This is a genomic window from Amycolatopsis sp. cmx-4-61, from assembly GCF_046548775.1.
GTDB lineage: Bacteria > Actinomycetota > Actinomycetes > Mycobacteriales > Pseudonocardiaceae > Amycolatopsis.
The window spans coordinates 83,796-105,300 of record NZ_JAEBEI010000016.1 but is presented as its reverse complement, the minus strand read 5'-3'; the positions used below and the strand labels follow the sequence as shown (position 1 = coordinate 105,300).

The window sequence follows — 21,505 nt, the reverse complement described above, 5'->3', positions numbered from 1 at the left end:
ACCGTTCTCAAAATTGAGAACGCACACTTCTGGAGGAACCATGCCCGGCACCGAACTCCCGCTCGGCCGGACCTGCGACGTCGCCGGGCGCGCGTTGTGGCTGGACCGGGCGGGCACCGGCGGCCCACCGGTCGTGGTGCTGCCCGGGGCCGGGCTGGTCGGCCTGGACTACCTCAACGTCCACACCGCAGCCGCGGGCTTCACGACGAGCGTGCTCCACGACCGCGCGGGCACGGGCTGGAGCGGCCCGGCCCGGTTGCCGCGCACCGCGGCCGAGGTGGCGACGGAGCTGCGGGACCTCCTGCGCGCCGCCGGTGTCTCCGGGCCCTGCGTGCTCGCCGGGCACTCCCTCGGCGCGGCGTACGCCCGGCGGTTCGCCCAGCTCTTCCCGGCCGACGTCGCCGGATTGCTGTTGCTCGACCCCGGGCACGAAGACCTCTTCGCCCACCTGCCCGCGGAGGCGGCCGCGCTGAACGAAGAGATGAAGCGGGCCGCCGCGGAGCTGCCCGACCTGACCGACGACCAGGTCCGCGCCGCGCGGGCGCAGTACACGCAGCTGTTCGCGGAATGGCCCCCTCGGGTGCGCGAGCCGCTGATCGACCACCACCTGACGACCTGGCGGACGGTGATCGACGAGACGAAGAACGAGGACGACGTTTACGCGGAACTGCGCGGCGGCGGCGAGCTCCCGGACGTCCCGCTGATCGTGCTCACCGCGATGGGGCGCAACCCGTACTGGGCCCGGTTCGGCTCCGAGGAGCTCATCGCGGCGGCCCAGCGCGGGATCCGGGACCTGCACGCGTCGATCGCCGCCGCCGTTCCGCGGGGCGAGCACCGCGTGCTCGACGACGCGGCGCACCAGTTCCTGCACATCCAGCGCCAAGACGCCGTGGTGCAGGCCATCCGCGACCTCTGTTGAGGTCTCAGCCCACCGGCCGTCCCGCGCTCTCGAACCGCGCCGACGCCGCCCGCAACGCATCCAGGCACGCCCGCACCGCCCCACGGTCCTCCTCACCCGCCCGGCAGATCGCGTGGATGGTGCGGCTCAAGGCCGGGCGGGTGGTCAGGATCCGCACCCCGTCGGGCAGCCGGTCGCGGGCCAGCCGGGGGACCAGCGCCGCGCCGACGTTGCCCGCCACCAGGGCCAGCTGGGTCGGGTAACCGCCGACCGTGCAGCTGATCCGCGGCTCCAGCCGCTGCTTGCGCAGCACCTGCACCCAGCCACTCGTGGCAGCCGGACCCGGCGGTCCAGCCGATCCACGGCAGGTCGTCCACTTCAGACAGGTCGACCGCCTTGCGGTGGGCCAGCCGGTGCCCGGCGGGCAGGGCGAGGTCCGCGACGTCCGAGAGCAGCGCGACGCGCGTCGTCGACGGCGGGATCACCGTCGGGCGGTCGTTCCAGCTCTCCAGCACCGCCACGTCGAGATCGCCGACCAGCACGCGCGGCATCGTCTGCTCCGCCTCGCCCTCGTGCAGCGTCACCGCCAGCCGCGGGTGCTGGGCGGCGAGCGTGGCCAGCGCGGGCGGCAGCAGCGCGTGCACCGTCGTCGGGATCGCGCCGATCCGCAGCGGCCCGATGACGTCTTCGCGCAGCAGCTCCAGGTCCGCCTTCGCCTCGGCGACCTGCGCGAGGATCCGCTCGGCGTGCCCGGCCAGCACCTGGCCCGCCTTCGTCAGCCGCACGCCGCGGCCGCGGGGTTCGAGCAGCGCCTGGCCCGCCTCCCGTTCCAGCTTCGCCAGCTGCTGCGACACCCCGGACGGCGTGACGTGCAGGGCCTCGGCCGCCGCGGCCACCGAGCCGTGGGTCGCGACGGCGTGCAGCGCGCGCATCCGCTCGAGTCCGAACACGGTAGTGATGCTACCGAATTCGGCGCAGAAACATTCGCTTGTCGTTGACAGTCGCCGCCCGCAGGCTGGAGGCGTGACCACCACCGCGTCCCGGCCCGCCCCGGCGTTCACCCACCGCTTCGACCCGCGGCTGCTCGCCGCGCTCGGCAGCTGCTGCATCTCGCTGTCGTCGGTCTTCATCAAGGTTTCGCACGTCAGCGGCAGCACGAGCGCGTTCTGGCGCTGCCTGCTCGCCCTGCCCGTGCTGCTCGTGCTCGCCGGGCGCGAACGGCGGACGGCCGGCCCGGCGGCCCGCCGCCGCGTGCTCTTCCCCCTGCTGGCCGGAACCGGGCTCGGCCTCGACTTCGTGCTGTGGGGCGAGGCGATCCCGCGGGTGGGTGCCGGCATCGCGACCGTCCTCCTCGCCGTGCAGGTGGTGATCGTGCCGCTGCTGGCGTTCGCCTTCCTGGCCGAGCGGCCGTCGAAGCGGTTCCTCGTCGCGGTGCCCGTGCTGCTGGGCGGGATCGTGCTGGCCGGCGGGTTCGCCGGCACCGGTTCGTTCGGCCCGGACCCGGTGACCGGTGCCGTGGCGGCCCTGCTGGCCGGCGCCGGGTACGCCGGCTACCTCTTCCTGATCCGGCTCAGCGGCGGCACGGGGACGCAGGCGCACTCGCTGGTGCTGGCCACGGTGTCCGCCGGCGTGGTCGCCGTCGTGCTCGGCGTCCCGACCGGCACGCTCGACCTGGCGCCCGGCTGGCCGGCGTTCGGCTGGCTGGTCGCGCTCGCCGGCGTCGGCCAGCTGGCTGGCTGGCTGCTGATCTCCGCGGCGCTGCCCCGGATGTCCGCCCCCACGGGCGCGACCCTGATGCTGCTGCAGCCGGTCGGCGCGGTGCTGCTCGGCATCGGGCTGCTCGGCGAGACGCCCGGGTGGGCGCAGCTGGCCGGGTGCGCGGGTGTCGTCGCCGCGGTCTGCTTCGCCGGCGGCGGACGATCTGCGCGCGAAGGCCGGCCCGGCTAACGTCGCGGGCATGCGAGTGCTGGTGGCCGGGGCGTCGGGGTTCGTCGGCAGCCGGCTGTGCCCGGCGCTCGAGGCGGCCGGGCACGAGGTCCTCGCGATGACCCGCCACCCCGCGAAGTACCGCGGCGCCGGGAAAGCCGTCCGCGGCGATGTCGCCGACGTCGGTTCCCTGCGTGACGCGCTCAAGGGCGTCGACGCCGCGTACTACCTCGTGCATTCACTCGACAGTGCGGACTTCAAGCGCCGCGACGCCGACGCCGCGCGCGCGTTCGCGCGGGCCGCCGAGGGCGCGGGCCTGCGCCGGATCGTCTACCTCGGCGGGCTCGGGGACGACGACGACGCGCTGTCGGACCACCTGGCCAGCCGCCGCGAGGTCGAGCGGCTGCTGGGGGAGACCGGCGTGCCGGTGACCGTGCTGCGCGCCGGGATCGTCATCGGCCACGGCGGGACGTCGTGGGAGCTGACCCGGCAACTGGTCGAGCACCTGCCGGCGATGGTCACCCCGCGCTGGGTCAACACGCGCACCCAGCCGATCGCGGTCGCCGACGTCGTCCGCTACCTGGTCGGCGTCCTCGACCACCCGGAGGCCGCCGGGCGCACGTTCGACATCGGCGGTCCGGAAGTCCTGGCCTACCGCGACATGCTGCAGCGCGTCGCGGCGATCGAGGGCAGGCCGCTGGTGATCCTGCCGGTGCCGCTGCTGTCCCCGCGCCTGTCGTCGTACTGGCTCTCGCTCGTCACGGACATCGACGCCACGACCGGGCGCGCGCTGATCGACTCGATGGCCAACGAGGTCGTCGTCCGCGACGACGCCATCCGCCGGATCGTCGAGTTCGAGCCGCTGGGCTACGACGAAGCCGTCCTGCAGGCCTTGGGCGAGCGCGCGAAGAGCAGGCGTCCCACGTGAAGCCGTTCCTCACGGCGGTGACCGCCGCCGGCTCCGGCCTGCTCGGCGCGTCACTCGCCAGCCGCCCCGGCTCCCGCCGGTTCCACGTGCTCACGGCGTCGGTCGCGGCGACGTGGTTCGCCGGCGCCCAGGCGGCCGGGCCGGTGACCCGCGGCCGCCGCGACGTCGTTCAGCCGGTGGCGGCGGGCGCGGGCGCGTTCGGCGTGTTCTACGGCTGCGCGCTGGTGGCCCGCCGCATCCCGCCGCTGCGGAGGGCGATCGCGGGAGTGCTGGACCACGCCCACCAGGGGGCGACGGCCTCGGTGGCGGCGACGGCGTTGCTCACGGGCGCGGCGGAAGAGGTGTTCTTCCGCGGTGCGCTCTACGACGCGACCGGACCCCGGACGTCGACGGCGGTGTACGTGCTGTCCACGACGGCGACCCGGAACCCGGCACTGGTCCTGGCGTCGGCGGCGATGGGGACGTTGTTCGCCTGGCAGCGCGGACGGTCCGGCGGGGTGCAGGCGCCGATGCTGACGCACGTGGTCTGGTCGGCGCTGATGCTGGCGTTCATGCCGCGCTTGTTCCCGCCCGAAACACTCGACCCGCCCGGGGCGCCCACGCCAGGATGACTGCTCGTGCGGATCTTCCTCGCGGCCATCGCCGTTCTCCTTGCCGCTGCCGCTGCCGCTGCCGCTGCCGTTGCCGGATGCCAGGCCGGTGTGCCGGTCAAGGAGGGGACGCACCTGCGGTTCCGGCCGGTCCTGAGCGAGCTGCCCGCCGGACCTGCGGTCGGGCCGCCGGGACAGCGGCAGAGCACGGACCCCGCCACCCAGGACGCCGCCGCGCGAGCGCTGCCGTGCGTGCCGGAGCAGCCGGATGAGCTCGACGGCCGCGACGACCCGGCGCTGCCGCTGGCCGGCTGCGACCGCACGCGAGGCACCCGGTACGTGCTCGGTCCCGGCTTCCTCAGCGGCGCGGAAGTGGCCTCGGTCGAGGCGGGCGTCGATCCCCTGACGGGTGGTTCCGTCATCACCTTCGGCTTCACCGAAGCCGGGACGGCGACGTGGGCCGAGTGGACCGGTCACCACCTCGGCAAGCCGCTCGCGGTGGTCTTGCGGGGCCGGGTGATCGGTACGGCGGTGATCCGCTCGGCCATCACCGACGGGACGGTGCGGATCAAGGTGACGTCCCCGCGCCCGGGCGCGCAGCAGCTGGTGCGGGAGATCACCGGCGCCTGAGGCTCAGCAGGGCCGGACTTCCCGGCAGGCCTCCGCGGCCGTCTTCCTCGTGGCCTGCTGCAGCAGCGTGTAGAGCGTCTCGCGCTGCTCGTCGCTCAGCCCGCTGAACACCTCGTCCTCGACCGCCGCCAGGGCGAACTCCGCGCGCGCCAGCAGTTTCGCGCCCACGTCGGTCAGCTCGACCAGGTGGCGGCGGCGGTCCTCGGGGGACCGGCGCCGCTCGATCAGGTTCTCGGTCTCCAGCTCGTTGAGCAGGGTGACCACGTTCGTGCTGTCCATCTCCAGGATCTTCGCCAGCTCCTGCTGCGAGCTGCCGCCGCGGTCGCGCAGCACCGTGAGTGGGATCAGATGCCGCGGCCGCAGGCCGAGCGGGGCCAGCACCGACTCGCTGCGCAGCCGGAGCCGGCGCGCGAGGTGGTCGACCAGCGCGCCGCAGCGGTGCGGGGGCTGGTTGACGACCGGGAGCGAGCTCATGCGCCCAGTATATGGGCAGACAGACGGTACATGTGCTATCAATAGTTTGTCCTACACCAACGATCTATGGACGGCTAACGACATGGCTCATCTCCTGCACATCGACTCGAGCATCCAGGGCGACGCCTCGGTGAGCCGGCGGCTCAGCGCGCGGGCCGCGGCGGCGTGGCGGTCCGCGCACCCGGAGGGCACGGTCACCTACCGCGACCTGGGCGCGCACCCGGTCCCGCACGTCGACGCGGCCGGCGGGCTGGCCGCCCGGGTCCCGGCCGGACAGCACACGCCCGAGCAGGCCGCGGCCTGGGCGCGGACGGTCGAGCTCGTCGAGGAGGTCAAGGCGGCCGACACCGTGCTGCTCGGCCTGCCCCTGTACAACTTCGGGCCGCCGAGCAGCGTCAAGGCCTGGGTCGACCACCTCATCGCGCCGGGCCTGTCGGTCGACCCCGAGACCAACGCCGGCCTGCTCGGCGGCCGCGAGTTCGTCGTGCTGGCCAGCCGGGGCGGCGGTTACGGCGAAGGCACGCCCCGCGAGGGCTGGGACCACGCCCAGCAGTGGCTGCCCCACGGCGTCTCCCTCACCGGGCTCGAGCCGCGCTTCATCACCGCGGAACTGACGCTGGCCCCGGTGCGCCCGGCGCTGGCGGAACTCATCCCGCTCGCCGAGGAGAGCCTCGCCGCGGCGGAACGCGCGATCGACGAGCTCTGGGCCCCGGTCCGGGTCTGACCGGCTCGCCCCCACCCGACCGCGGTACCGCCCGGCCCGGGCGGTACCGTGCCGCGGCGGGCGGACTGACGTGCGGCACCTGCCGCACCCGGGCGAGGAAGGTCGGGTTTGAGCGCGCACACCTCCCAGATGGACGACATCCGGCTCGTCGCGCAGCCCAGTGCGCTGCCGGTCACCGAGCTGTTCGTCCGCCTGATCCTCACCGACTGGTCCCTGCTGCCGATGCTGGAGCAGGTGACGGCCACCGCAAAACGCATGGTCGGGGCGGTGATCGACGCCAGTGACCCGAAGGCGCCCGCCTTCGTCACGCTGCGGCTGCGGCTGCGCGCCGAGGTGCTGTCGATCGAGGTCGACGACGACGTGCCCGGCCGGCCGGACACCCCGGCCCGGCCCGGCGAGCGGCTGGGCGTCTCGCCCGCCGACGGCGGCGGCCGCACCACCTGGTGCGAACTGCCGCTGCCGGGCGGGATGACCGCGCGGCAGGTGCGCCTGCCGCGGCGGCAGGAACGCCGGACGCTCGTCGACGAGCCCGTCTCGGGTGACCCGGTGGCCGCGGATCCCGAGGTCCTCGAGCGCCTGCTGACCCGGCTGAGCGGCTGGTCCGGCCAGAGCTGAACGCTTCCGCCCGCGCGTCCGTGCCTCCAGGCAGGGGATGACGTGGACGCGAGGAGGCAGCCGTCGTGCGGATCGTGATCGCGGAGGACGACGCCCTGCTGCGCGAAGGGCTGGTACTGCTCCTGCGCAGCGAGGGGTTCGACGTGGTCGCCGCGGTCGACCACCCCGACGACCTGGTGACGTCGGTCGAGGCCGCGGAACCGGACCTGGCCGTCGTCGACGTCCGGATGCCGCCGACGTTCACCGACGAAGGCCTCCAGGCCGCCCTCGAAGCCCGTCGCCGCGTGCCCGGCCTGGCGATCCTCGCGCTTTCGGCGTTCATCGAAGACGGCTACGCGGGCGACCTCCTGGCCGTCGGCGGCGGGGGAGCCGGGTACCTGCTCAAGGAGCGCGTCGGCAAGCCCGGCGAGTTCCTCGACGCCCTCCGGCGCGTCGCCACCGGCGGCACGGTCCTGGACCGGGACGTCGTGGCGGTCCAGCTCGCGCGGCCCCGGCCCGGCGACCCCGTGGCGACGTTGACCGCCCGCGAGCGCGAAGTCGTGGCGTTGCTGGCCGAGGGCCATTCGGTGCCCACGATCGGGCGGCTGCTCGGCATCGGCACCGCCGCGGCGCGGCAGCACGCCGGGGACGTCAGCACGAAGCTGCGCGTCCCCGACGGCGCCCGGGCGATGCTCAGCTACCTGCGGGCGTGAGGACCTCGGCCTGCCGCTCGCGGTACCGGGCCACGTTGGCCAGCTTGACGTCTTCGTAGCCGCGGACGAGGTCGGGCAGTTCGGCGAGCGCCAGCACCCGCGCCCGGTCCCGGGTCTCGAACGCCCGCAGGACGACGGTGCGGTAGTCCTCGATCAGCTCGCGCTCGACCTTGCGCACTTCGGCGCGGCCGAACGGGTCGAAGCGCGCGCCGCGCAGCCGCCGCAGCGCGTGCAGCAGCCGGAACGCCGGGCGGAACCACGTCCCGAGGCTGATCTTGCGCCGCATCCCGAGCGCCCGCAGCACCGGCGGGTGCAGCCGGTAAGCGTACTTCGTGCCCGCGCCGAACTGCTCTTCGAGACCGTCGGTGAACGCCGGGTCCAGGGACAACCGGGCGACCTCGTACTCGTCCTTGTACGCCATCAGCTTGTACAGGTGCTTCGCGACGGCCTCGGTGATCTCCGTCGGCCCGTCCTCCAGCACCCGCACCCGCTCGACGAACTCCGCGTACGCACGGGCGTAGGCCTTGTCCTGGTAGGCGATCAGCTCGGGGATCCGGATGTCGAGCAGCCGCGCCAGCTCGGAGCCGGGCTCGGCGTGCACCAGCTTCCGCACCGACGTCGGCTTCGGGGTGGCCACGGTCTTGGGAGCTTCCGCCGGGGGTTGCGCGACGAGCAGGCGGCCGCGGCGGAACGCCTGCAGGTTCGCGGCGACCTGCGTGCCGTTCAGCTCGATGGCGCGCTCGATCACCGACGCGGGCAGCGGGATCGCGCCGGTCTGGTAGGCGGCGCCGAGCTGCAGGACGTTGGCGTACTGGTCGTCGTCGAAGAACTCCTCGGCCAGGCCGCGCGCGTCCAGCGAGACCGTGCGCGCCGCCGCGGCCTCCAACGGCGCGAGAACGCTGCCGCGGTCGGGGAAGGACACCGTCGTGTCGACGACCATCCGGCCGGTCGGGACCTCGGTCGTGGAGACGACGGCGACGGTACGGGCCGGGTCGGCGACACCAAGGTTCGCCGCGTCCGCCCCGACCAGCGCGTCGCAGGCCAGGTAGAGGTCGCACTCGCCGGCGGCGAGCTTCGGGGCCTGTTCGACCGGTTCCGCCGTCACCTTGAGGTCGGAGACGACCGCGCCGCCCTTCTGCGCGAGCCCGGTCTGGTCGAGCGTGCGGACGTGCCGCCCGTCGAGCACCGCGGCGGTGGCCAGGATCTGGGTCACGGTGACGACGCCGGTACCGCCGATCCCGGTGATCCGCACGGTGAAGTCCGTTCCGGCCGATGCGGGCGCCGGGACCGCGTCGGCGCTCAGGTCGGCCGGCTTCCGGCGCTGCTTGCGGCCGGACGGCACGACCGTGACGAACGACGGGCAGTCACCGGCCAGGCAGGAGTAGTCGACGTTGCACGAAGACTGGTGGATCGCGGTCTTGCGGCCGAACTCGGTGTCCACCGGCTGCACGGACAGGCAGTTCGACTTGGTGCCGCAGTCGCCGCAGCCTTCGCAGACGCGCTCGTTGATGACCACACGCGTGGCGGGCGCGGTCTGCTTGCCGCGACGGCGTTTCCGGCGCTTCTCGGCCGCGCACTCCTGCTCGTGGATCAGCACGGTGACGCCCTTGACCGCGGCCAGTTCCTCCTGCGTGCGCAGGAGTTCGGTGCGGTCGCGGACCTCGACGCCGGCGGGCGGCTTCCGGTGCTTCGCCGGTGCGTCGCTGGTGATGACGACCCGCTTCGCGCCCTCCAGGAGCAGCAGCTGGGCGATCTTTTCGACCGGCAGGCCGCCGACGGCGTCCTGGCCGCCGGTCATCGCCACGGCGGAGTTGTAAAGCAGCTTGTAGGTGATGTTGACCCCGGCGGCCACCGCCGCGCGCACGGCGAGGCTGCCGGAGTGGGTGAAGGTGCCGTCGCCGATGTTCTGGACGAAGTGCTCCGCGTCGACGAACGGCGCCATGCCGATCCACTGCGTGCCTTCGCCGCCCATCTGCGTCAGGCCCAGGACGGTGCCGACCTGGTCGGGCTCCATGAACAGGGCCATGGTGTGGCAGCCGATGCCCGCCCCGACCAGCGTGCCTTCCGCGACCTTCGTCGAGGAGTTGTGCGGGCACCCCGAGCAGAAGTACGGCGTCCGCGCGAGCAGCGGGACGGCGATGCGCTCGCGACGGCGCCGTCCCCGGTAGGCGTCGACCGACGGGATGCCCGGCGGCAGGACCTTGGCGAGCCCGGCGGCGATGCCGTCCGGGTCCAGCTCGCCGAGCTCGGTGAACAGCGTCCGGCCGTCGTGGTCCTTCTTGCCGATGATCCTCGGTGCGTCCGGGACGCCGTAGAGGAGTTCCTTGAGCGCGGTTTCGACGAACGCGCGCTTCTCCTCCACGACGACGATCTCGTCGAGCCCGTCGGCGAACTCGCGGACGATCGTGGGCTCGACGGGGTGGATCGCGCCGAGCTTGAGGATGCGGATGCCGTGGTCTTCCGCGTCCAGGCCCAGGGTGCGCAGGGCCTGCTGGAGGTCCAGGTAGGACTTTCCGGCGGAGACGATGCCGATCCGGTCGGCCGGGCCGCGCCGGGTGATCCGGTTGATGTCGCTCGCGCGCAGGTAGTCGAGCACGAGCGGCAGCCGGACGGTGAAGAAGCTGCGTTCCAGCTCGGCCAGGCCGGCACCGAGCAGGCGGGAGGTCGGCGTGTGGCGGTACCCACCGGGGATTCCGGGTGCGCTCCACTGTGGACTGACGGTGGCGGTGCCCGAGGCGTCGGCGACGTTGGCGACGATCTTCAGCGACGTCCACAGCCCGCTGGCCCGCGACAGCTCGACGGCGTGCATGCCGAGGCCGAGGACGTCCTGGGCGTCGGCGGGGAAGAGCACGGGGATGGCCAGGTCGGCGAGGGCGAGCTCGGACGCGCAGGGAACCGTGGAGGACTTCGCGTTGGGGTCGTCGCCGACGAGCGCGACGGCACCGCCGCGCGGGTCGGTACCGGCCAGGTTCGCGTGGCGGAGGGCATCGGTGGCGCGGTCGAGGCCGGGCGCCTTGCCGTACCAGAAGCCGGTGACCCCCCTTCGTCCGCCGGCGCCCGCGACGAGCTGGCTGCCCATGACGGACGTCGCAGCGAGCTCTTCGTTCAGCCCGGGCCGGTGGACGACGTCGTGCTTTTCGAGGAGGGTGGAGCGGCGCCCGAGTTCGAGGTCGTACCCGGCCAGCGGCGAGCCCTCGTAGCCGGAGACGAAGACGGCGGGGTCCCCACCGCGGGCCCGGTCGTGGCGGACGCGGTCGAACAGCAGCCGGACCAGGGCCTGCACCCCGGTCAGGTGCACGGTCCCCGCCTCCCGCAGATAGCGGTCTTCCAGCGTGAACGTCTCCACGGCCCGGCTCCTCTCCGTCGGTGTTCGGAGCACGATGCGACGTGGACCACAGTGACGCAACGGGCAGGCAGGTTTCGGGGCCTCGAACGCAAAGTTCGGTGCGTTGTGGGTCGGTTTGGTGCGGATTTTTGCGTGTAGGCTCCGGCGCATGCCCGAAGAGCTGCTCGACGCGACCGACCACGAGATCCTCGGCCTGCTGCGCGAAGACGCCCGCCGCACGCTGTCCGACATCGCGGCCCGCGTCACGCTGTCCACGGCGGCGGTCAAGCGCCGCATCGACCGGCTGCGGGAGAGCGGCGTGATCACCGGGTTCACGGTCCAGGTCGACCACGCGAAACTGGGCTGGGGGATCGAGGCGTTCACCGAGCTGCGGTTCGTGGGCAACGCCAAGGTGGCCGAGATCCTCCGGACGACCACGAGGATGCCGGAGGCCCAGGCGGTGTTCACGATAGCGGGCGACCCGGACGCGCTGGTGTGGCTGCGGGTCCGGGACATGGCCCACCTGCAGAAGACGATCGACGAGATCCGCCGCCACCACCAGGTGACGGGGACGAAGACGTTGATCGCGTTGGAATCCTGGTCGCGTTAGCCGTGGAGGTCGTGACGCTGGCGCAGCGGCCGGAGCTTTCCGAGGCGGTGTACGGGATTCCTTATCCGCCGGGGTCGCCTCGGTTCATGCAGGGCAGCTTGACGAGCCTCCTGGTGCGGGGGAAGCAGGTGGCCCGGCGGTGGCCGCATCTGGTCGTGGCGGTCCTGGAGGGTGGGGTTGCCGGGGCGCGGAGCCGGGCGCGGGTGCGGGTCCCGGGCGCCCCAATGTGGCCTTCGGTGCGTCAGACGCACCGAAGGCCGCCTTGGGTGCGTCAGACGCAACCAAGGCCGCCTTGGGGCGCTTGAGCCGGGCCGCTGTCAACGAACCTCGGACGCGCGACCCTAGCCGCGCAGCAGAACCCCCGAAGCGCGCTCTCGGGCGAAGAACGTCTCCGGCCACTCGATCGAATCCGGCGGCGCGTCGATCGCGGCCGCCCGGCGGCGCAGCTCCGCCACGTACTCCTCATCCAGCACCGCTCGGGCCGACAACGGTTCCCGCAGCAACAGGTCCGCCGGGCCCTCGTACATGTACGCATCCACTCCGGGGTACCCGCGTGTTCCCGGCGGGTAGTCGCGGTTCACCGGGAAGTACGTCGTCTCCAGCGCCCCCAGCCAGGAACTCTGCAGCGGGACCAACGCCGGCCACGGGCCCAACCGCTGCTCCAACCTGGTGTTGTCCGCAGTGAACCCCCGGTGGTCCGCGATCACATACGCCGCCCCCGGGTAGGAGCGCTCCAGCTGGGCCACTGCGGCGCTGCCGCCGTCGTGGGTCAAATGGCCCAGCCCGAACAGCAGCAATGCCTTGCGGTTCTTCTGCAGTACCTGCGTCTTCACCACAGATACGATCGACGCGTCGCGGTCCAGGAACGGCTCCAGGTCCGCCGGTGAGTGGACCCGGCTCCAGTCCACCGGGGGATCGGTCGCCAGCACGCGGATTTTCCGCGCGGCCGGCAGCGTCGTGTTCACTTGGCGGACCAGCGCGAACAACTGCTCGTAGAACGTCGAGAACCCGCAGCTCGGCTGCGTGGTGTCACGCCACACGTGGCTGATCTCGGGGACCGGGGCCCCCGCGGTGTACGCGTCCAGCAGCGGCTGGAGGCGGGCGTTGCCGCACTCCACCGCTATGTCGTTCACGCGGGCCGGGAACCTCGGGTCGCGGATCAGGTCGAACACGAACGTTCCCACGTCCGGGCTGCTCTTCGCCACGATCGGGTGGCTGTCGTACGCCGCCAGCAGTGCGGCCGCCGGATCGGGACGCTGCTGGGCCGCGTCCGCCGGTGAGACCAGCAGCGTCGCGGCAGCCAGTACGGCCAGGAAGAGTCGCACGGAAGCTCCTCGGGTAGTTTACCTGCTGTACTAGGACAGTAAGACAAGTAACCCGGAGCTTGTCAAGGAGCGCAGGATCAGTGGCGGAACGCCTCCGCCAGCCACCACGATCCGCCGTCGTCGGCGATCTTGGCGTCGATCACCAGTGGTGCCGACCGGGGGCCCGCCAGCCAGTCACGCACCGCCGGCAAGTCCGAAGGCGATCGCACCGTCACGCCCGTGCAGCCGAAGCCGCGGGCTATTGCCGCCAAGTCGGAATCCGGGAACCGGACCGTCGTCATGTCCGCGTCGCCGAAGTGGTGGATCTCCGCTCCGTACGCCGCGTCGTTGTAGACGATCACCACCAGGGGCAGGCCCAGGCGGGCCGCGTGTCCAGTTCGGACAGTGCCATGTGGAACCCGCCGTCGCCCGTGCCCAGCACCGGCAGGCGGTCCGGGCGGGCCAGGGCCGCCCCGATCGCCGTGCCCAGACCCAGGCCGATGCTCTGGAACGCCTGCGTGAAGCAGAACCCCCGCTCGTCCGGCACCCGCAAATAGGCGCTCGGGTAGCCCATGAAGTTGCCCGAATCGATCGAGACGATCCGCTCGACCGGCAGCAGCTCGTCCAGCAGCCAGCTCAGCGTGCGCGGGTCGATGCGGCCGTCGCCGGAGAGGTCCTCGTGCTCGACGTCGGTCCAGCGGCCCGTCGCGATCCGGGCCGCCACCTCGTCCGTGCGGTAGCCCGTGCGCTCCGGAACCGAAGCGAGCGCGTCCGTGGCGGTGCACCCGACGTCGCCGACCACGCCCAGGTCGATCGGGCGGTGCGCGCCCAGCGCCGCTTGCTCGACGTCGACCTGGACCAGCTTCGCGTGCGGGCTGAGGAGCCTGCCGTGGCGGGTCGTCCACGTGTTCAGCGCGCAGCCCCAGCCCACGACCAGGTCGGCGCCCACGATCAGCTCGGCCGCCACCGGGGACGCGAAGCCGCCCGAGATGCCCAGTGCGAACGGGTCGTCGTGGAACAGGCCGTGCGCGACGGCGGACGTCGCCAGCAGTGCGCCGCACCGCGAAGCCAGCTCCCGCAGTGGCTCCCGGCTCGAGCGGGCGCCGCGGCCGGCGATGAACACCGGTCGCTCGGCGGCCGCCAGGAGGCCGGCCAGCGCCGCCGCCGAAGCGGTGTCCGGGCGCACCGGCGCGGGCCCCGGGACGGCCGGCAGGGGCACCTCCGGCGGGGCCGGTTGGGCCTGGACGTCGAGCGGCAGGTTGAGCACCACCGTGCGGCGCTGCTGGCGGGCCGTCCGGAACGCCCGCACGGTGTCGGCCGCCGCGGTCGCGGCCGAATGCACCCGCTCGGGCACCGCGCCGACCGCCGCGGCCAGGCCGTCCTGGTCGATGCGGAAGTTGGACAGCACCGACGCGGCCGCGGAGTCCGCGGTCAGCACCAGCATCGGCGTCCGGCTCTTGGCCGCTTCGGTGATCCCGGTGACGGCGTTGGTCAGGCCGCAGCCCTGGTGCAGCGACAACACCGACACCTTCCCGCTCATCCGGGCGTACGCGTCGGCCATGCTCGCCGCGCCGCCCTCGTGGCGGGCCGCGACGAACCGGACGCCGCCCGCGCGCAGTGCGTTGGTCACCTCGAAGTTGCCGCTGCCCACCACGCCGAACGCCGTGCCGACGCCGAGGCCGGCCAGCGTCCGGCCGACCAGTTCGGCGACGTTCACCGTTCCACCAGAGCCAGCACGCGGGCGGGGCTGCCCGAACCGCCGACGATCGGCAGCGGCGAGACCAGCAGCAGCACGCCGGTCGGCGGCAGCGACGCCAGGTTCTGCAGCTGCGTCAGGCCGTGTTTCCCCGCGCCCAGGAGCAGCTCGTGGCAGGGGAACATCGGCTCCAGACCCGGTGCCTGCCCGGCGTCGGTGCCGACCGTTTCGACGCCGAGCCCGGTGATGGGCGTTTCCTCGGCGAGCCAGCGCGCGCAGCCGGGGGAGACGCCGGGGGTGTGCGAGCCCGTTTCGTCGGCGTTGAGGAACTCCTCCTGGTCGGCGCTGCGCGCGTCCCAGCCCGTGCGGTAGAGCAGCCAGCCGCCGTCGGGCAGCGGCCCGTGCTCGGCCGTCCAGCCGCGGACGTCGTCGATCGAGAGCAGGAAGTCCGGGTCTTCGGCCGCCCGGGCCGAGAAGTCGAGCACGACCGCGGGCGCCACCAGCGTCTTCAGCGGGACCTGCGAGACGTCATGACCGTCCTTTCCGGACACCCAGTGCACCGGGACGTCGAGGTGGGTGCCGGTGTGCTCGCCGGTGTGGATGTCGTTCCAGTACCACCGCGGGCCGCGCTCGTCGTAGCGGCTGATCTCCTCCAGCCGGAACGGGATCGTGTTGGCGAACGGTTCCGGCAACCGCAGGATCGGCGTGCTCGAGCTGAGGGGAGCGGTGAGGTCGACGATCTCGATCGTCCCGCCCGCGATCGCCTTGCCGAGTTCGTCCAACAACGACATGCCTGCCTCCTGGTGCCGGGTGCGTCCGCCGAGGCGAACCCTATGCCTTGACAGGTCCGCGCCGGGAGGTGTTGTCTTAATGTCGTAAGACAATAGGAGGGTGGGCAGGGTGATCGAGTTCGTCCTCGACGGCCGTTCCCGGGTGGCCACGTACATGCAGCTCGTCGTCCAGGTGAAGCAGGCGCTGCGCGTCGGCCTGCTGCGGCCCGGCGACCAGCTGCCGAAGGTGCGGGACGTCGCCGAGGCGCTGGCGATCAACCCGAACACCGTGCTGAAGGCCTACCGCGAGCTGGTGCTGGAGGGGCTGGCCGAGGGCCGCCCGGGGGTGGGCACGTTCGTCACCGGCAGCCTGGCCGGGCCCTCGCTGGGCCACCAGGCGCAGCTGCGCGACGAGCTGGTGGCCTGGCTGGCGCGCGCCGAATCCGCGGGGATGTCGCCCGACGACATCGCCGCGCTGATCGAGACCACGATCCGCGGCACCCGGGTGTCGCACGACCTGTCGTAGGGAGTCCGGAATGGAACTGGCGGTGGAAGCCCGGGCGCTGGGCAAGCGCTACGGGCGCACCTGGGCATTGCGCGACTGCGCGCTGGCGGTGCCTGCCGGGCGGATCGCCGCGCTGGTCGGCCCGAACGGCGCCGGCAAGACGACGCTGCTGCACCTGGCCGTCGGCCTGCTGGAACCCGACGAGGGACAGGTGCGCGTCTTCGGGCGGGAGCCGCGCTCCGCGCTCGCGGACATCGGGTTCGTCGCGCAGGACACCCCGCTCTACCGCGACTTCACCGCGGCCGAGCTGGTCACCATGGGCGCCAAGCTGAACCGCCGCCGCTGGGACACCGCGCTGGCCCGGAACCGGCTCGCCGTGCTCGGCATCCCGCCGGACAAGCCGGTCGGCAAGCTGTCCGGCGGGCAGCGCGCCCAGGTCGCCCTGGCGCTCGCGCTGGCCAAGCGGCCACGGCTGCTGCTGCTCGACGAGCCCATCGCCAGCCTGGACCCGCTCGCCCGCCGCGAGTTCATGCAGACGCTGATGGGTGCCGTCGCCGAAAGCGGGACGACCGTCCTGCTGTCCTCGCACCTGCTCGCCGACCTCGAACGCAGCTGTGACCACCTGATCGTCCTGCAGCGGTCCCGCGTCCGGCTGGCCGGCGCGGTCGACGAGCTGCTCGAGGGCCACCGCACGCTCACCGGGCCGCGGGCCGGGAGCGAGTCCATCGCCGGGGTCGCGGAGGTGGTCCGGGCCACGCACACCGAACGCCAGTCGACGCTGCTGGTCCGCCGCGGCGACGGCCCGATCGATCCACTGTGGACGGAGCACGGAGTGACCCTGGAAGACGTGGTGCTGGGCCACCTCGCCGAAGCCGAGGCGCGCGTCCCGGCGTCCGCCTGGGAGGTGCCGGCATGATCTGGCTGGTCTGGCGGCAGCACCGCAGGCAGATGCTGTTCACCCTCGCCGCCCTGGCCGCGCTCGCCGCGATCATGGTGCCCACGGGCCTGGCGATGCACACGAAGTACGACGACCTCGGCCTCGGCACGTGCCGCTCGGCGCTCGGCAGCGCGTCGCTGGTCACGCAGACCGAGGCGGTTTCGCGCTGCGAAAGCCTCGGCCACCGGTTCCAGCAGGAGTTCGGCGGCATGGTCTCCATCGCCATCCTGTTCGTGGTCCTGCCGCTGCTGGTCGGCGTGTTCTTCGGCGCGCCGCTCGTCGCCCGCGAGGTCGAGCAGGGCACCCACCGTCTGGTGTGGACACAGGGGGTGACCCGCCTGCAGTGGGCGCTGGCCAAGTTCGGCCTGACCGGCGCGCTGACCACGGTGCTGGCGGTCGGGTACGCGCTGGGGGTGTCGTGGTGGTTCGAGCCGCTGGTCGGCGCGAGCGCCGGCCGGCTGGCCTACCTTTCGTTCGACGTCCAGGGGATCGTCCCGGTCGCGTACACGTTGTTCGCGCTCGCGCTGGGCGTTTTCGCCGGGACGTACTGGCGGAAAGTCGTGCCCGCCATGGGGATCGCCCTGATCGGGTTCGCTGCGGTCCGCGTCGCGATCGAGGTGCTGGCGCGGCCGCGGTACCTGCCCGCGCAGAGCCTCACGTTCTCCCCGGGCGGCGACCAGACGCCGAACCCGGCGGCGGGCAACTGGGTGATGGACGTCGGCGTCCGCAACGCGGCGGGGGAGCTGGTCCTGCCGAACGCCCAGCTGGGCCCGTGCCCGCCCGGCGGCTGCCTCGACCCCGTGGCGGGCCCCGGCGCCCAGAACTGGGTGCAGTACCAGCCGGGGGACCGGTTCTGGCTGTTCCAAGGCATCGAAACGGGGATCTTCGTGCTCCTGGCCGGGCTGCTGGTGTTCTTCGCCCTCCGCCGGCTGCGCACGATCGCCTGACACCGCCCGCCGGACGCCGGCGCCGGTTCGTGAGTTCTCCACGGTGGCGCCGGGTCCGGCGGCCGATCGGGTGATCTGCCGGGTCAAGCGGGCGAACCCGGCCCGGAGAGCCGGTGCCGGGTCGTAAGGTCCCACCCGGTGAGGGAGCACAACGGTTCTGCCGAGGGGCACGCGGGGGATCCGGAGCCGTGGCGAGTGTGCTTGGTCGACTCGTCGGGCCGGGCACTGGGCGCCGGGATGCTGCTGGGCGAATCCGTGGTGCTCACCTGCGCGCACGTGGTGCAGGCCGCGGGGGAGGAAGCGCTTTCGGGCGCGCACGTGCACGTGCGGTTCGTCGGCCTGGACGGCATGCCGGAGACGCTCGCGTCCGTGCGGCCCGGCTGCTGGGTGCCGCCGTCGGAGGACGGCCGGGGCGACATCGCCCTGCTCGACCTCGCCGAAGCGTTCTCCCACGTGCCCGGCGCGCCGCTGGTGCGCCTCGGTGCCGTGCGCGACCGGGTGGTCCACACCTACGGCTTCCCGGCTCCGCACCGCTACGGCGTCTGGGTGAACAACGCCGAACTGGCCGGCCCCGCGGGCGCCGGCGGGGAGTGGATCCAGCTCAATTCGCCGCTGCCCGGCGAGCGGGTGCGACGCGGGTTCAGCGGCGCGGGCGTGATCGACAAGGCGACCGGCGCGGTGCTGGGCATGGTCGTCACCGAATACACCGACGAACGGGCCGGACTGGCCTACCTCATCCCGGTCGAGGTGATCGTCCGGCACGTGCCCGACGTCGCCCGGTGGGTGGGCGAGCCGCCGCGGCCGTCGGCCGGGCCGCTGATCGTCGTGATCGGCGACCGCGACTCGGCCGTCCGGGAGGGGTTCCTGGCGCAGGTGCGGCGCGAGCGCCGGGGAGCACGGGGCACCGAGCGGCTCGCCGCGATCGTCGACGCCACCGGCAAGACCGCCGGCGAGGTGGCCGAGCACGTCAGCGCGGGCATCAGCACCGGCGAAGTCGTCACCGTGCTGGAAACCAACCCGGAGGACGTCGCCGTGGCGGTGACCGGCGTCGAAGACGCGCGGGCGCCGGAGGAAGTGCTCACCGATGTGGTGCGGCCGCTGGTGGACAAGGGCGCCACCGTCCTCGTCCAGTTCAGCGGACCCGACTCGCCCGGCGTGCGGCTGGCCCGCCGCTGGGAGACCGAGCGGAACGCGCGGCGCCTGGACCGGCTCGCGCTGCTGGTCGACATGGTGGAGCACGAGGAGGACCGCACGCGGGAGCGGGCCGCCCGGCTCGGTTCGCGCACCGCGGTGCCCGGCAGCTCCGCGGATCTGCGCCTGCGGCTGGGCGCTCTGCGCTCGGCGGGCGAGCGGATCGAACCGGGCCGCGTGCGGCGGGCCTTGGCGGCGACCGAACGGGACGCCGAAGCAGCCCGGTGGGCGCTGGTGCGGCTGTACGCCGACCTCGACGCGCTGGCCGCCCGGCACGACGAACTGCTCGGACGGCTGCGCGGCTACAACGCCAAAGCGACCGACGCCGGCCTGATGGAGGACGAGGAGCTCGCCGAGCTGTACCGCCCGGCCATGGCGGCGCTGACTCACCGGCCGGACGAGCCGGAGGCCGCGGCCGGGCTCGTCGAGCGGTACGTGCGCGCGGTCCGCCGCCGGCTGGAGGGCGCATGACGACGGAAACGGTGTGGTGCCACGGCCGTCCGGTCGGGCCGATCGGGTTCTGCGAGGTGTGCGGCCGCCGCCGGGTGCCTGCCGAGCCGCCGGCCGCGCCCCCGGAAAGCACCCGGCGCAGTGTCGAGCTCTGGAGCGGTGAGGCCGACTTCCAGTCGCTGCCCGCGATCGAGGTGCCGGACCCGGAGAAGCTCGTCCTGGCCGATCCGGACTACCCCGAGCAGCACCGGTTCTGCGGCCACTGCGGGGAAGCCGTCGGCCGGGCCTACGCCGGGGAACCGGCGTTCGCCGAAGGGTTCTGCGAAAACTGCGGCGAGCGCTTTTCCTTCCTGCCCAAGCTGCACCGCGGTGAGCGGGTCGGCGACCGCTACGACATCCTCGGCTGCTTCGCCCGCGGCGGGCTCGGCTGGGTGTACCTGGCCGCCGACACCGCGCTCGCCGGCCAGCACGTCGCCCTCAAGGGCGTGATCAACAGCGGCAACGCCGTGCTGCGGGCGATGGCGCGGGTCGAGCGGGACGTGCTGGTCCGGCTCGACCACCCGAACATCGTGCGCGTCAGCGACTTCGTCGAGCACGTGCCGCCCGGCGGCGGCGAACCGGACACCTACCTGGTGATGGAGTACGTCGGCGGCCGGTCGCTGCGGGACCTGCTCAAGCAGGGGCCGCCGCCGCGGGTCGAGCACGTCATCGTCTACGGGCGCGCGATCCTCGGCGCGCTCGACTACCTGCACGGCGAGGGCCTGCTGTACTGCGACATGAAGCCGGAGAACGTGATCCACGGCGACAAGCGCGTCAAGGTGATCGACCTCGGGGCGGCCCGCCCGATCGAGGACGCGACCGGGCCGAGCGTCGGCACCGAAGGCTTCCAGGCCCCGGCGCACGAGCTGGCCCGCTACGGCCTGACCGTGCGCTCGGACCTGCACACCGTGGGCCGGACACTGCAGGTGCTGCTCGAAGCCGCGAGCGAAGACGCCGACCCGGACCGCGTCGCCGGCGGCCTGGACTCGCTGCACCGCGTGCTCGAACGCGCGGTAGCCCCGTTCGAGCGGCGGTTCGCCACGGCGGCCGAAATGGCCGAGCAGCTCGACGGCGTGCGCCGGGAAATCCTTTCGCTGCGCGACGAACGGCCGCGGCCGGCGCCGTCGGCGCTGTTCGAGGACACCGCGGAACTGCTCGACGACGGCCTCGGCGCGGTACCCGGCCTCGACCACTGGGTCACCGGGGAACGCACGGCCGGGCTGGACCTCGGCCTGCCCGCGGCCGCCGTCGGCGCCGGACGGCTGCCGATCCCGCGGGTCGCCCCGGAAGACGCCGCGGCCGGGTTCATCGCCGCCGCGGGAGCGCCCGGGCCGCACCGCTGGCTGGACAAGCTGGCGATGTTCGGCGAGCGGTCGCCCGAAATCGCCTTCGCCCGCACGCGGGCACTGGTCGCGCTCGGCGATCCCGGTGCCGCGGCCGCCGCACTGGCGGACGCCGAAGAGCAGCTCGGCACCGAGGCCGCGCGGGACTGGCGGGCGGCGTGGCACCACGGGCTGCTGGCGCTGGCCCGCGACGACGCCGAGCAGGCCGCGGCCGCCTTCGACCGGGTGCACCGCAGCTGGCCCGGCGAGCTCGCGCCGAAACTGGCGCTCGGGTTCTGCGCCGAGCTGCGCGGGACGACCGAGCAGGCGCAGCGCTGCTACCGCTCGGTATGGCACCGCGACCACGCCCAGGTCAGCGCCGCCTTCGGCCTCGCCCGCGGCCACCTGCGGACGCACGGCCGGGACGCCGCGGTCGCGCTGCTCGACGCCGTGCCCCCGATCTCGCGCCACTACGACGCCGCGCGGATCGCCGCCGTGCGCATCCGGGCGGGACGCCTGCCCGCCGGTGCGCCGAGCCGCGACGACTTCGCCGACGCGGCCCGGCGGCTGCCCGAGCTCTACCTCGACCGGGAGGCCCAGGACCGGCTGGAGGCGCTCGTCCGCGAGGCCGCGCTGACCGCACTGGGCCGTGCCGATCACAAAGCCGATGGCAGTGCCGATGACAGTGCCGATGACAGTGCCGACCACACTGCCGATCACGGTGCCGATCACCCTGCCGATCACGGTGCCGATGGCCGGGACGACGGCTGGGACGGCGGCGCGCTGCTCGGCGAGCGCGTCACCGAACGCGGTTTGCGGGCGCTGCTGGAGCAGTCCCTGCGCCGGCTCGCCGAGCGGGCACCGGACCGCAACTCCCACGGCGTGCTCGTCGATCTCGCGAACTCCGTCCGGCCGAAGACGAGAAGGTGATC

18 protein-coding genes and 2 pseudogenes are annotated in these 21,505 nt (G+C 73.4%); 14 read left to right on the top strand and 6 right to left on the bottom strand.

Annotated elements, in window-relative coordinates:
• The first annotated feature begins 40 nt into the window (after nt 1-40).
• Complete coding sequence (locus ACLJOU_RS34440) at nt 41-919, top strand: alpha/beta fold hydrolase (protein ID WP_410573431.1); 879 nt, start codon at nt 41-43, stop codon at nt 917-919.
• Nucleotides 920-923: 4 nt separating this feature from the next.
• On the opposite strand, the pseudogene ACLJOU_RS34435 reads toward ACLJOU_RS34440, so the two are convergent.
• Nucleotides 924-1,848 (bottom strand): annotated as a pseudogene (locus ACLJOU_RS34435) (LysR family transcriptional regulator).
• A 73-nt stretch (nt 1,849-1,921) separates the two neighbouring features.
• Between ACLJOU_RS34435 and ACLJOU_RS34430 the strand changes: the two are divergent.
• The 4 genes from ACLJOU_RS34430 to ACLJOU_RS34415 are packed head-to-tail and all read left to right on the top strand — an operon-like array spanning nt 1,922 to nt 4,972.
• Nucleotides 1,922-2,845 (top strand): DMT family transporter, encoded by a 924-nt coding sequence (locus ACLJOU_RS34430; RefSeq protein WP_410573430.1) that lies wholly within the window; start codon nt 1,922-1,924, stop codon nt 2,843-2,845.
• Between the two features lie 10 nt (nt 2,846-2,855).
• A complete protein-coding gene (locus ACLJOU_RS34425; RefSeq protein ID WP_410573429.1) occupies nt 2,856-3,752 on the top strand; it encodes an NAD(P)H-binding protein in 897 nt (298 codons plus the stop codon).
• A complete protein-coding gene (locus ACLJOU_RS34420) occupies nt 3,749-4,363 on the top strand; it encodes a CPBP family intramembrane glutamic endopeptidase (protein ID WP_410573428.1) in 615 nt (204 codons plus the stop codon). Before ACLJOU_RS34425 ends, ACLJOU_RS34420 begins: the two co-directional genes overlap by 4 nt.
• Before the next feature lie 6 nt (nt 4,364-4,369).
• Nucleotides 4,370-4,972 carry a SecDF P1 head subdomain-containing protein gene (locus ACLJOU_RS34415; RefSeq protein ID WP_410573427.1) on the top strand — a complete coding sequence of 201 codons (603 nt, stop codon included), beginning with the start codon at nt 4,370-4,372 and terminating at the stop codon, nt 4,970-4,972.
• Between the two features lie 3 nt (nt 4,973-4,975).
• Here the strand turns inward: ACLJOU_RS34415 and ACLJOU_RS34410 are convergent, their stop codons facing one another.
• Nucleotides 4,976-5,446, bottom strand: coding sequence for a MarR family winged helix-turn-helix transcriptional regulator (locus ACLJOU_RS34410; protein ID WP_410573426.1), 471 nt, complete (start codon nt 5,444-5,446; stop codon nt 4,976-4,978).
• An 82-nt stretch (nt 5,447-5,528) separates the two neighbouring features.
• On the opposite strand from ACLJOU_RS34410, the gene ACLJOU_RS34405 reads away from it, so the two are divergent.
• The 3 genes from ACLJOU_RS34405 (at nt 5,529) to ACLJOU_RS34395 (ending at nt 7,477) form a co-directional block, all read left to right on the top strand.
• The gene (locus tag ACLJOU_RS34405; RefSeq protein WP_410573425.1) at nt 5,529-6,170 is read left to right on the top strand and encodes an FMN-dependent NADH-azoreductase; all 642 of its coding nucleotides are present in this window, start codon (nt 5,529-5,531) and stop codon (nt 6,168-6,170) included.
• A gap of 108 nt (nt 6,171-6,278) precedes the next feature.
• Complete coding sequence (locus tag ACLJOU_RS34400) at nt 6,279-6,785, top strand: ATP-binding protein (protein WP_410573424.1); 507 nt, start codon at nt 6,279-6,281, stop codon at nt 6,783-6,785.
• 65 nt (nt 6,786-6,850) lie between these two features.
• Entirely contained in the window at nt 6,851-7,477 is a 627-nt protein-coding gene (locus ACLJOU_RS34395) for a response regulator (protein ID WP_410573423.1), read from the top strand.
• Here ACLJOU_RS34395 and ACLJOU_RS34390 read toward each other — a convergent pair.
• Nucleotides 7,458-10,823 carry an indolepyruvate ferredoxin oxidoreductase family protein gene (locus ACLJOU_RS34390; protein WP_410573422.1) on the bottom strand — a complete coding sequence of 1,122 codons (3,366 nt, stop codon included), beginning with the start codon at nt 10,821-10,823 and terminating at the stop codon, nt 7,458-7,460. The genes ACLJOU_RS34395 and ACLJOU_RS34390 overlap by 20 nt on opposite strands.
• A 148-nt stretch (nt 10,824-10,971) precedes the next feature.
• On the opposite strand from ACLJOU_RS34390, the gene ACLJOU_RS34385 reads away from it, so the two are divergent.
• Nucleotides 10,972-11,412, top strand: coding sequence for an Lrp/AsnC family transcriptional regulator (locus tag ACLJOU_RS34385; RefSeq protein WP_410573421.1), 441 nt, complete (start codon nt 10,972-10,974; stop codon nt 11,410-11,412).
• Nucleotides 11,413-11,753: 341 nt separating this feature from the next.
• Here ACLJOU_RS34385 and ACLJOU_RS34380 read toward each other — a convergent pair whose 3' ends face one another.
• The 3 genes and pseudogenes from ACLJOU_RS34380 to ACLJOU_RS34370 all read right to left on the bottom strand — a co-directional run bounded on the left by ACLJOU_RS34380 (nt 11,754) and on the right by ACLJOU_RS34370 (nt 15,203).
• Entirely contained in the window at nt 11,754-12,737 is a 984-nt protein-coding gene (locus ACLJOU_RS34380) for a hypothetical protein (RefSeq protein ID WP_410573420.1), read from the bottom strand.
• A 77-nt stretch (nt 12,738-12,814) separates the two neighbouring features.
• A pseudogene (locus tag ACLJOU_RS34375) lies at nt 12,815-14,433 on the bottom strand (thiamine pyrophosphate-binding protein).
• The gene (locus ACLJOU_RS34370; RefSeq protein WP_410573419.1) at nt 14,430-15,203 is read right to left on the bottom strand and encodes a cyclase family protein; all 774 of its coding nucleotides are present in this window, start codon (nt 15,201-15,203) and stop codon (nt 14,430-14,432) included. Before ACLJOU_RS34370 ends, ACLJOU_RS34375 begins: the two are co-directional and overlap by 4 nt.
• A gap of 109 nt (nt 15,204-15,312) precedes the next feature.
• Here ACLJOU_RS34370 and ACLJOU_RS34365 point away from each other — a divergent pair, with 109 nt between their 5' ends.
• From ACLJOU_RS34365 to ACLJOU_RS34345, 5 genes are all read left to right on the top strand, one after another.
• Nucleotides 15,313-15,708, top strand: coding sequence for a GntR family transcriptional regulator (locus tag ACLJOU_RS34365; RefSeq protein WP_410573572.1), 396 nt, complete (start codon nt 15,313-15,315; stop codon nt 15,706-15,708).
• A 10-nt stretch (nt 15,709-15,718) separates the two neighbouring features.
• Nucleotides 15,719-16,603 carry an ABC transporter ATP-binding protein gene (locus tag ACLJOU_RS34360; RefSeq protein WP_410573418.1) on the top strand — a complete coding sequence of 295 codons (885 nt, stop codon included), beginning with the start codon at nt 15,719-15,721 and terminating at the stop codon, nt 16,601-16,603.
• Nucleotides 16,600-17,571, top strand: coding sequence for an ABC transporter permease (locus ACLJOU_RS34355; RefSeq protein WP_410573417.1), 972 nt, complete (start codon nt 16,600-16,602; stop codon nt 17,569-17,571). The genes ACLJOU_RS34360 and ACLJOU_RS34355 overlap by 4 nt, the downstream gene beginning before the upstream one ends.
• Nucleotides 17,572-17,709: 138 nt before the next feature.
• Nucleotides 17,710-19,233 (top strand): trypsin-like peptidase domain-containing protein, encoded by a 1,524-nt coding sequence (locus ACLJOU_RS34350; protein ID WP_410573416.1) that lies wholly within the window; start codon nt 17,710-17,712, stop codon nt 19,231-19,233.
• Nucleotides 19,230-21,503: a tetratricopeptide repeat protein gene (locus tag ACLJOU_RS34345; RefSeq protein ID WP_410573415.1), complete on the top strand. Its 2,274-nt coding sequence runs from the start codon at nt 19,230-19,232 to the stop codon at nt 21,501-21,503. Before ACLJOU_RS34350 ends, ACLJOU_RS34345 begins: the two co-directional genes overlap by 4 nt.
• The last annotated feature ends 2 nt before the right edge of the window (nt 21,504-21,505 follow it).